At 69.4% G+C, this 9,611-nt stretch carries 8 protein-coding genes, 1 tRNA gene and 1 pseudogene; 3 read left to right on the forward strand and 7 right to left on the reverse strand.

Annotated elements, in window-relative coordinates:
* From Q0C81_RS02875 to Q0C81_RS02885, 3 genes are all read right to left on the reverse strand, one after another.
* Positions 1 to 511: bifunctional 2-polyprenyl-6-hydroxyphenol methylase/3-demethylubiquinol 3-O-methyltransferase UbiG (locus Q0C81_RS02875; protein WP_291833243.1), on the reverse strand; the 511-nt coding region annotated here is incomplete at its 3' end.
* A 35-nt stretch (positions 512 to 546) separates the two neighbouring features.
* Positions 547 to 1,725 carry a glycosyltransferase family 4 protein gene (locus Q0C81_RS02880; protein ID WP_291833247.1) on the reverse strand — a complete coding sequence of 393 codons (1,179 nt, stop codon included), beginning with the start codon at positions 1,723 to 1,725 and terminating at the stop codon, positions 547 to 549.
* Between the two features lies 1 nt (position 1,726).
* Positions 1,727 to 2,569 carry a hypothetical protein gene (locus tag Q0C81_RS02885; RefSeq protein WP_291833250.1) on the reverse strand — a complete coding sequence of 281 codons (843 nt, stop codon included), beginning with the start codon at positions 2,567 to 2,569 and terminating at the stop codon, positions 1,727 to 1,729.
* A gap of 446 nt (positions 2,570 to 3,015) precedes the next feature.
* On the opposite strand from Q0C81_RS02885, the gene Q0C81_RS02890 reads away from it, so the two are divergent.
* From Q0C81_RS02890 to Q0C81_RS02900, 3 genes are all read left to right on the forward strand, one after another.
* Positions 3,016 to 3,516: a sigma-70 family RNA polymerase sigma factor gene (locus Q0C81_RS02890; RefSeq protein ID WP_291833253.1), complete on the forward strand. Its 501-nt coding sequence runs from the start codon at positions 3,016 to 3,018 to the stop codon at positions 3,514 to 3,516.
* Between the two features lie 109 nt (positions 3,517 to 3,625).
* On the forward strand, positions 3,626 to 4,567 hold the full coding sequence (locus Q0C81_RS02895) for a FecR domain-containing protein (protein ID WP_291833256.1): 942 nt from the start codon (positions 3,626 to 3,628) through the stop codon (positions 4,565 to 4,567).
* Positions 4,568 to 4,679: 112 nt separating this feature from the next.
* A complete protein-coding gene (locus Q0C81_RS02900; protein WP_291833259.1) occupies positions 4,680 to 7,028 on the forward strand; it encodes a TonB-dependent receptor in 2,349 nt (782 codons plus the stop codon).
* 191 nt (positions 7,029 to 7,219) lie between these two features.
* Here the strand turns inward: Q0C81_RS02900 and Q0C81_RS02905 are convergent.
* The 4 genes and pseudogenes from Q0C81_RS02905 to Q0C81_RS02920 form a co-directional block, all read right to left on the reverse strand.
* Positions 7,220 to 7,309, reverse strand: a tRNA-Ser gene (locus Q0C81_RS02905).
* Positions 7,310 to 7,393: 84 nt separating this feature from the next.
* Positions 7,394 to 8,326: an NAD regulator gene (locus Q0C81_RS02910; protein ID WP_291833261.1), complete on the reverse strand. Its 933-nt coding sequence runs from the start codon at positions 8,324 to 8,326 to the stop codon at positions 7,394 to 7,396.
* A 2-nt stretch (positions 8,327 to 8,328) separates the two neighbouring features.
* Entirely contained in the window at positions 8,329 to 8,922 is a 594-nt protein-coding gene (locus tag Q0C81_RS02915; RefSeq protein ID WP_291833264.1) for an HD family hydrolase, read from the reverse strand.
* Between the two features lie 170 nt (positions 8,923 to 9,092).
* Positions 9,093 to 9,611, reverse strand: a pseudogene (locus Q0C81_RS02920) (methyltransferase type 11); the annotation flags it as partial.

A 9,611-nucleotide genomic window follows, 5' to 3' on the forward strand; every position in this document is an offset into this window, starting at 1 on the left:
CGTAGACATGGGTGACGGTGTCGAACCCGACCCTCTGGTCCTGGCCGCCGAACGGCGCCGGATCGAACCACGGGGCCGTCAGGCCCGCCTGGACGGGATCCTCGACCTTGTCGGTATTCCAGCCGAGCAGGAGCCGGCCGCCGGGCCGCAGGATCGCGGCCATCGCCGCCACCGCCCGGCCTTGCTGTTCGGCCGCATCGACCCCGTAGCCGAAGACGCCGTTGCAGATGATCGCGTCGAAGGTGATGTCGGGGAAGATCGTGTCGATCTCGCATACATCGCCGGTCCGGTGGCGGCCGCTGCGGCCCCAGCGGGCCGCCTTGGGATCGATATCGGTCGTCCAGACTTCGGCCCCGCCGGTCTCCAGAGCCGCGTAGTCGGTCGCGGTGTAGGCGCGGCACCCGACCCACAGGATTCGGCCGCCGGCCGCGGCGAAGGCGGGAATATAGGCCTCGGCCATGAGCCGGCGGTCGGGCAGGTCCCGAATGTCGCCGGCGCGCGCGGCGCGCATGCGCGCCGCGGTCTCCTTGCCGAAGAGAAGAGTTGTCAGAAAGGTGCGTCCGCCCATGGCAGGCCTCGGTCAATCACGGGGGATCCGGAAGATTGGCCGATCATGCGCAGGCGTGACGGATGATGGCCAGAGCGGACGCGACCTTCATCAGCGATACGTTGGCGCAGGTCGTCGAGCTGTTGTGCCCGCACCACGGGATTGTGGATCGCCACGACATGCGTCTGGCCCGCCGAGGCCATTCTCCGGCGCAGCTTGTCGTCGGTGACCAGGCGGGTGATGGCGTCCGCGAGCCCTGGCGCTTCCGGCGGGTCGACGTACAGGGCGTGAACCCCGCTCGCCTCCCTCAGGCCGCCGCGTCCGGAGGACACCAGCGCCGCGCCGGCGGCGTGGGCTTCCAGCGCCGTCAGGCCCAGCGCCTCGGCGACCCGTGACGGGGTCACGGCGATGGCGGCGCGACGCGACACCTCGATGACCTTCGCCATAGATGCGGACTTGTGGAGTTCGACCCGGTCGCCGAACCGCTCGAGGGCGCGAACGTGCGGTTCGGCCCAGGCCTGGTTCCGCTCCCATTCGCCGAGCATCAGGGCGCCGCGCCACGTCGGGTTCCCGTCCAGAACAGTCGCCAGCGCCTCGCAGAAGGCGTCGAGCCCCTTCTCGGGCAGGGCGCGACCCGAAAACAGGATCAGCGGCTCGCGCGCCGCGACATCGCCGCGCCAGGCTTCGATGTCGATCGGATTGCAGACCGCCGAAATCGCTCCCCTGAAACGGGGATAGTCGCTCCGGAACTCGGCGCAGGCCGCCTCGCTGACGAACACGAGGTGGTTGAAGGCCTGCAGCCGGCGGCGATAGCGGAACCGCTCGATCGGATTGCTCGGCGGCTTGATGCGCGTGTGGCGATACAGGACGTGCATCGGACCGGGCAGGAGGCGGGCCAGCTCCGCGGCCGGCCCGAGCTGCTGGTGGTACTCGACGATGTCGGGCGCCAGGTCCCGCAACACGCCGGCGACGACCTTGCGGCGTTCCGCCTTGCTCAGCCCGCCGGGAATGGTCATCAGGCCGGGCATCGCCGGATCGGCGGCCCCTGCGTCGCAGATGATCCGGATATCGTCCTCGAACCGGCTGCGCAGGTTCAGCGTCAGGGCGACCGTCTCCATGGAGTTGGTATGGCCCCGCTCCATCAGGCAGCCACGGGGCATGACAACGGCGATGCGCATCTCAGGCCGCCTTGGCGCGCTGCGAGCGCGGACCGTTCAGTCGGAACAGTCGGCGCAGCTTGTACTGGGCGCGGATATAGCGCTCGAGCGGGGAACGATTGACGCTCTTGACGTCGATGAAGGTCATGCCGCCGGTTCCTGAAAGGGTGTGAAGGCCGTCGCTGAAGCCGTCGAGAAATCCGTCCGGCTCGAACCGGCGGACCTCGGTCGCCTCGAACCGGTCCGGTCCGAGGCTGTCGATCCGCAGAAGCCGGATCCGGGAGCCGTAGGCGCCGGAGCAGTCCTGGACCGGCAGGTGAAGGACGCCCTCGCGCTCGAACGCCGAGCCGCCGGGACGGGAGTCAGCCGCACCGGTCCGCACCGGATTGCCGGCATGGGCCGTCCAGGGGCCTTCCAGCCGGTCGGCCCAGGCGACATGCAGTTCCCGCATGGCGCGGTCATCCGGTCCGGGCAGGGCGTAGAACATCCACCAGCGCGCACCGGACCGAACGACGGTGGCGTCGATCGCGGGGACATCGAGAAGGGTCTGAACGGATTCCCACCGGTCGGGAAAACGGACGCAGCGATAGAGGGTCAGGACGCCGCTCTTGTACCCCTCGGGCAGCATGTAGAGCTCGCCGCCGTCCTCGATCAGGCTGGGGTAGGAGAGGTGGAACGGTTCGGCCAGCGCCACGCCCTGATCGATCAGGACATCGTTCCGGTCGTACTGGAAATAGTGGATCTCGCCGCGGCGAACCCGATAGTCGAACGCCTCGACGAACACGGTGACGACCCCGTCGCGCTCGATGCCGAAGGGGTCGGCCACGAACTGGAAGGAACGGTCGCCCGCGGGCAGCCAGACCACTTTCGCCGGGTCCAGTCCGCCGGGTTCGAGCGCGTGGGAAAGGGGGCTTCGGATATAACCCGAGCGCCAGAGGTCAAACATCTGAGCGTTCCGGAGCTTCGCGGGTCAAAGGGGCCGCACGGTTGCGTCGGACGGCGGACGTTTCGGAGCCTCGAAGGGCTGTCCGGGACGGATCGTCTTGCGCGCCGGGGTCTGCATCGCGTCGTCACTCTCAGGGGGGTCGTCCGGACCCGGCCAGCAAGCCGGGTCCGGACGACAGGAGGGCATGTCAAAAGGGGCTCACATGCCCTCGATGGGTAAGACGGCGCCCTGGGCGGCTTGCCTCAAAAGAAACTGCGCGGCATGAAACGGCGTTGTCTGGAGAAGGCGGCGTCCATCCGACGGCGTCGGGTGTTCTGAACCGACGAGAGGGCCGCACTCTTTTGACCGCGCCGACCGCGCATCCTTTGACCGACGTCTATTTCGAGCAGCGGGACGCGCTTGCGCGGTTCCTGCGCGCGCGCCTGGGCGGCGCGCCCGATGTCGAGGATCTGCTGCAGGACCTCTATCTCAAGGTGTCCGCGGTCAGTCCCGAGGTCGAGATCCGGGATGCACGCGCCTTCCTGTACCGGCTGGCCTCCAACCTGCTGCTGGACCGGCGGCGTTCGGCGCTGAGGGGAGCGGCCCGTGACGGGGCCTGGCGTCTGGCCTCTCACGTCGTCGGCGCGTTCGAGGACATCGACGACGCCCCGTCCGCCGAGGCCGTGGTGGCGAGCCGTGAACGGCTGGCGGCGCTGATCGCGGCGCTGGAGACGCTGCCCCGCAAGACGGCCACGATCTTTCGGATGCACAAATTCGACGGTCTCAGCTACGCTGAGGTGGCGACCCGCCTCGGGATCTCCCGCAGTTCAGTCGAGAAGCATATGATGGACGCGCTGAAGATCCTGGCCGCGAGGGCGCCGCGGTGACGGGCGCATTTTTCGCGTTTGGCGTGATTTTCCTCGGAGGTGGCGCCGCGGCAGCGACGTCTACCCTCAGAGAGCCGCTCGCCGTGGCTGAAGGTCGACAGTCGTACAGATGAATATCCACACCGATATCGAGGAGACGGCCCGGGGCTGGTTCGTGCGCCTGAACGGTCCGGACGCGTCCGAGGCGGAATGGCTCGCCTTCCAGGACTGGATCGAGGCGGAGCCCGCCCATCGCGACGCCTACGACCGTGTGGAAGCCCTCTGGATCGCGCTGGACGAGGTTCCCCGCTCGGCCCTGCCGGCGAACGACGACCTTCCGCGTCCGCGCCGGTCGCGGCCCGGCTGGCTCTACCCGGCGGTCGGCATGGCCGCGGCTTTGGCTCTGGCCGTCGGTGTGTGGCCGCTGTTCGACGCCCCCACCGAGATCTACCGGACGGAATCGGCGCCGCGCACGGTCGAACTGTCGGACGGCTCGGTCATTCACATGAACCGCCACTCCGATCTGAGCGTGCGCATGGAGCGGGGACGACGCGAAGTCGTCCTTTCCGACGGCGAGGCGGCGTTCGATGTCGCACACAACGCCTCGCGCCCCTTCGTGATCACCGCCAGCGACCACAGCGTTCAGGTCCTCGGGACGGCGTTCAACGTGGTCAACCACGACGGACGTTTCTCCGTGAGCGTCGAACGTGGCGTGGTCGCGGTGACGCCGGCCAGCGGCAAGGAGGCCATGCGGCTGACGGCGGGTCAGCGGGTTGATCAGCTCGGCCGCCAGCCGGCCGTCCTCAGCCGCGTCGATCCCGCCAGCGCTTCGACCTGGCGCAGTGGAGTTCTGGTCTATCGCAACGCCTCTCTCGCGGAGGTCGGAGACGACCTGTCGCGCTACCTCGACAAACCGGTTAACCTATCGGTTTCAGCGCAGAATCTTCGGTTTACCGGAGTTCTGCGGGTGGCGGATGAGGCGGTCATGCTGGAACAGCTCAAGGAGCTGGCTCCGGTCGAGGTCGTCCGATCCGCCGACGGGGTGGATTTGACTGGGCGTGACTCGCGCTGATCCTTCTGCAGGCGGCAGTACGGGACGATTTGGCTTCGTCGGCCTCGGCCTTATCCTGACTATAGCCGCACTCGGCGTGGCCCGGCCCGCCGAGGCGACGCCTGACCGGCGGTTGAACCTTCACATCCCCTCGCAGCGGGTGGAGAACGCCCTTCTGGAGCTGGCGCTTCAGGCCCACGTTTCCCTGGGCGGCGATCTTTCGGCCTGCCGCGGCGTCGCTCCCGCCCTGAACGGAACCATGGGGCTGGACGCCGCCCTGACCCGGGTGCTCGCCGGCTCGGGCTGCACATGGTCGGCCAGCGGCAGCGGGGCGATCATCATCCGCCGCGCCGGGCGGACCCGCTCCGTGGTCGCCCCGCCACCGCGGCTCCCCCGGCTTCCTCCGCTCACGCCGGCGCCGCTGCTGGAAACCGCTTCGGAACTCAGCGACGTCATCGTCACCGCCGAGCGCCGGCCGGAATCGCCCCAGCACGCCGCCACTCCGGTCACGGCGGTGTCCGGCGAGCAGATCAATTTCGCCGGAGCGGCCAACGCCCACGATCTGAGCAATCTGATCGCGGGAATGACGGTCACCAACCTGGGCTCGGGCCGCAACAAGATCCTGCTGCGAGGCATGTCCGACGGCGCCTTCACGGGGCTGACCCAATCGACGGTGGGGCTGTACCTCAACCTTGTTCCCATCACCTACAGCGCCCCGGATCCGGACCTCAAGCTGATCGACCTTGACCGGGTCGAGGTGCTGCGCGGGCCGCAGGGCGCGCTGTACGGCACGGGTCCGATCGGCGGCGTGGTCCGCATCGTCACCCGGTCGCCGGATCCGCTGGCCTATGCCGTCGATGTGTCCGGGACCCGATCCGTCACGGCCGGCGGCGGCGCCAACACCGAGTATTCCGCCGTCGTGAACGTGCCGTTGCCGGGCGAGCGGGGCGCCATTCGCGGGCTGGCGTACGAAGAGTCCTTCGACGGCTATATCGACGATGTCAGCCTGAGCCTGCGTCGGGTCAACGCCTCATCGCGGCGGGGTGGACGGCTGGCGGCCAGCGTGCGCCTCGCTCCCGACTGGAGCACGACCGCGGGAATCGTCCATCAGTCGATCGACACCGAGGACACCCACTACGTCTACCGCACCCTGGGCGGGCTGAAGCGCGCCAACCTGGTGCGGGAACCCCATACGAACGATTTCAACCAGGCCTACGTCAGTGTCGAAGGCCGGGGCGACTGGGGGCGTGTCGATGGATCGATCGCCTATCTCGATCACCGCTTCCTCAGCCGCTACGACGCCTCGACCGCGCTTTTGCTGTTCGGCTCCCTGGCACGGACGGGCGCCCTGGACGAGGCGAAGTCCATCAATCTGGTGGTGGGGGAGCTGACGTTCCGGTCGCCGCCGTCCGACACGATCGAATGGCTGGCGGGCGCCTTCTTCTCGTCAGGCGAGACGCGGTCCGAGACCCTGCTTGCGGCCCTGCGGCCCACGCCCGCTGACGTCTATAATGAAGTGCGCAACGATGAGCTCCGCGAGGCGGCGGCGTTCGGTGAAGTCTCATACGCCCTGACCCCGACCGTGACCCTGACGGCGGGGGGGCGGCTCTACGGCTTCGACTACGACACGCATTCCGATGTGACCCAGAGGTTCGGGCAACGACAGTTCGAGGGCAGCCGCAGCACCTGGGGCTTTTCGCCCAAGCTGGGACTCGATTACCGCCCTGACGATCAGCTGAGCCTCTACGCCCTGGTTAGTCAGGGCCACAGGACGGGCGGGTTCAACACGGGGGGGCCGCTCTGGCAGAACTTCAACGGCGGCCCGGGCAATCCCATGCGGGAATATTCCGGCGACACGCTGTGGAACTACGAGATCGGGGGCAAGGCTCTGCTCTGGGACGGGCAGGTTCAGGCGCGCGTCGCCGTCTTCGCGGCCGACTGGCAGAACATCCAGAGCGACCAGTTCCTCCCCAGCGGCCTGGCCTATGCCGTCAATGTGGGCGACGGCGCCAACCGGGGCATCGAGATCGAGGCCAACTGGCGGCCGAACGACGAGATCGAGATCCGCGCCAACGCCCTGCTCGCCGATCCGCGGATCACCCGGCCCAACGCGAACTTCAACTCGCGGGGGGATGCGGGCCTGCCCGGCGTTCCCTCGGCGTCGGCCAACATCAACGTCTCGTGGCGGCGTCCCGTCGGGGGAGGGCTGACCGCCTTCGTGGACGCCAGCCTGGCCTATGTCGGCCCCTCGCGGCTGACGTTCGACGCCGAGCGCCGCTACCGGATGGGAAACTATCTGAACGGCCGCATGTCGACGGGTCTGGAAGCGGACAACTGGGCGATCATGGCGTTCGTCGACAACCCCTTCAACACCACGGCCAACACCTTCTCGTTCGGCGACCCGTTCCGCCTTCCCGAGGCCCTGGCCACCACGCCGCTGCGTCCGCGAACGGTGGGCGTCACCCTCAGATTTTCGAAGTAGTCCCGGGCAGCGGGCCGGCGGCCCCGCCGTCGAGCCGCAGGGCCTGGCCTGCGCCCTGGCCGAACCGGATCCGCGGGTGCACCGCTCGCCGGTCGGGGCGTTCAACCCGGTTGGCGGATCGAATTCCGCTCCTGAGCGATCGGCCTTGGCCAAATGGCCTTCAGCTTATCGATTTCACTGCAGAAGGCCGGTGGCGGAGAGGGTGGGATTCGAACCCACGGTACCCGTAAAGGCACGCCGCATTTCGAGTGCGGTACATTCGACCACTCTGCCACCTCTCCGCGGGGCCGAAACGCTTTGGTCGAGCGAGCGGCTTCTCTAATCGGGGAGCCCCTGCGCCGCAAGCAGGGAAATGACGAAAATCGTCAGCGTAGGGCCGGAAGGGGAAGGCCCAGGGCTTCGCCGGTCGACGGGTCGCCGTCGGCGACGCGGAAAAGCTCGGCCGGGCGGCCGCCGGTGGCCGCCGACAGACGGCCCGTGGCCTCGACCAGGCCGGTGCGCTCGACGCCCCGGCGGAAGTTCTGCTTGTGCAGGGACAGGCCCGCCACGGCCTCGGCGGCGGCCTGCAGGCCGGACAGGGTGAAGGTCTCGGGCATGAGATCGAACAGCACCGGGCGATACTTCAGCTTGCTGCGCAGGCGGCCCAGCCCGGTGGCCAGGATCCGGCGGTGGTCCGAGACCATGGGGCGGCCCGGCGCGGCGGCGGGCGGAGCCTTGTCGAGGTCGCGCGCCGCCTCGTCGACCAGTCCGGCCTCGTAGAGCAGCTCATAGCGTTCCAGCACCCGGCCCTCGTTCCAGCGCTGGCCGGGGGCGGCGGCGAACAGGGCGTCGATCCGGGCGGCGCGGCGGCTGTCGCCGGCGGCCCAGTCGCGCAGGCCCTCGATCAGAGCGGCCTGGCACGAGGCGGCGCCGTCACGGCGGTCCTCCCAGGGGAAGAAGTCCAGCACGGGGGTCCAGCGGGCCTCGGCCGCCGGGGCGTCGGCGGCGTCGGCGGTCAGGGCCAGATAGCCGACCGAGACCTCGCGATGGTGCTCCGGTCCGGGGGTGGCGCGGGGACTGGCCCGGCCCAGGTCGCCGAAGGTGTAGAGCTGTTCGACGAAGCCGAGCCGGAACCCGGTTTGCGCCGTCACGAAGGCGCGCAGGGCCAGTTCGAAGGTGCGGTCGCGGGTCGGGTCGAAGGGGCCGAAGGGCAGGGCCGCCGAACCGTCGTCGCCGGTCGTGGTCAGGACGCAGGCCTTGCCGTCCCTCAGCGCGATGACCACGGCCGACAGGCCGATGCGGACCCCCTGTTCGGCCATGGCTATTCGGTATGCCAGGCGTCGGGGGCGGAGATCAGGCCCACCGCCTCGGCCAGCACCCGGTAGCGCTCCAGATAGCGCTGCTGGGCCACCGGGGCGGGCAGGGGCTCGATGAGCAGGTCATAGCCGGCCGGCGGCGCGCCGAAGATGGTCAGGGACTCGGCCTTGTTGAAGCCCGCCAGCTGGGTCGCCTCGAAGTAGGCGCAGGCGCGGTCGGCCTTCTTGATCAGGGTCTTGATGGCCACCGGGTTCTTGGGCGGCAGGCCGAAGCGGACGTGAATGGCGCTTTCCAGCCGGGCCTCGAAAGCCTTGTAGTTCACGCCCAGCGCCGCCTTGAACGGCGAGATCATGTCGCCGATCACATACTCGGAGGCGTCGTGCAGCAGGGCGGCGAGGCGCCATTTCGGCTCGAGCCCCGGCTTGATGTGGGCGGCGATCTCTTCGACGACGCAGGAGTGCTGGGCGACCGAGAAGGCGTGCTCGCCGATGGTCTGGCCGTTCCAGCGGGCCACCCGGGCCAGGCCGTGGGCGATGTCCTCGATCTCGATGTCGAACGGCGACGGGTCCAGCAGGTCGAGGCGGCGGCCCGACAGCATGCGCTGCCATGCGCGGGGCGCTTTTGACGAAGGTCGGGGTGCGGAAGCCAAGGCGTGATCCAGTTCGATTGGCTGGACGTGGTGGCCCATAGAGCCCGCGTGATCAAGGCCGGAGCGGAATCGGCGCCCCGGATTCCGTGCACGGTCCGAGGCGGAGCCTGAGCGGCGGGCTATTCCCCGGCGTTGAGCGCCACCAGGTCCTTGGCGTCCTCGAACACCCGGCCGCGGTTGCGGTCGCGCGAGCGGACCGTGGCCACCACCAGCGGGCCGCCGACGGGGCCGCGCGCCTCGTAGCCGACCAGACGCCAGCCCCCGGCGGAGGGCCGGTTGTCGGTCAGGATCCAGCTGGCGCGGGTGGCGTCGCCCGCGGCCATGGCGCGGACCTCGGCGCTGTCGTTCTGGGCGCGGACGCTGACGCTGTCGCCGTTCTCGCCGCCTTCGATATCGACCGTGCCCGAGTCGTCGTTGGCGTCGATGTGGATGCCGCCGATGCGGACGGAGGCCTGATCGCCCTTGGTCTCGATGTGCATGCCGGGCAGGCGGATGTCGGCGTCGTCGCCGTTGGCCCGAACAGCCACGTCGGCCGCGGCCTCGGCGCGGGCGGCCTCGGCCTGGGCTCGGGCGGCGTTGGCCTCGCTCCGGGCCGCGACGGCCTCGGTCCGGGCGGCGGCGTCGGCGCCGGCCCGCAG

Source organism: Brevundimonas sp., assembly GCF_023259385.1.
Taxonomy (GTDB): Bacteria; Pseudomonadota; Alphaproteobacteria; order Caulobacterales; family Caulobacteraceae; genus Brevundimonas.

Excerpts from the sequence above, each read along its gene's own strand:
- Q0C81_RS02910 (WP_291833261.1), bottom strand. The coding sequence starts at position 8,326 with ATGGCCGAACAGGGGGTCCGCATCGGCCTGTCGGCCGTGGTCATCGCG.
- Q0C81_RS02880 (WP_291833247.1), bottom strand. The coding sequence starts at position 1,725 with ATGCGCATCGCCGTTGTCATGCCCCGTGGCTGCCTGATGGAGCGGGGC.
- Q0C81_RS02895 (WP_291833256.1), top strand. The coding sequence starts at position 3,626 with ATGAATATCCACACCGATATCGAGGAGACGGCCCGGGGCTGGTTCGTG.
- Q0C81_RS02915 (WP_291833264.1), bottom strand. The coding sequence starts at position 8,922 with ATGCTGTCGGGCCGCCGCCTCGACCTGCTGGACCCGTCGCCGTTCGAC.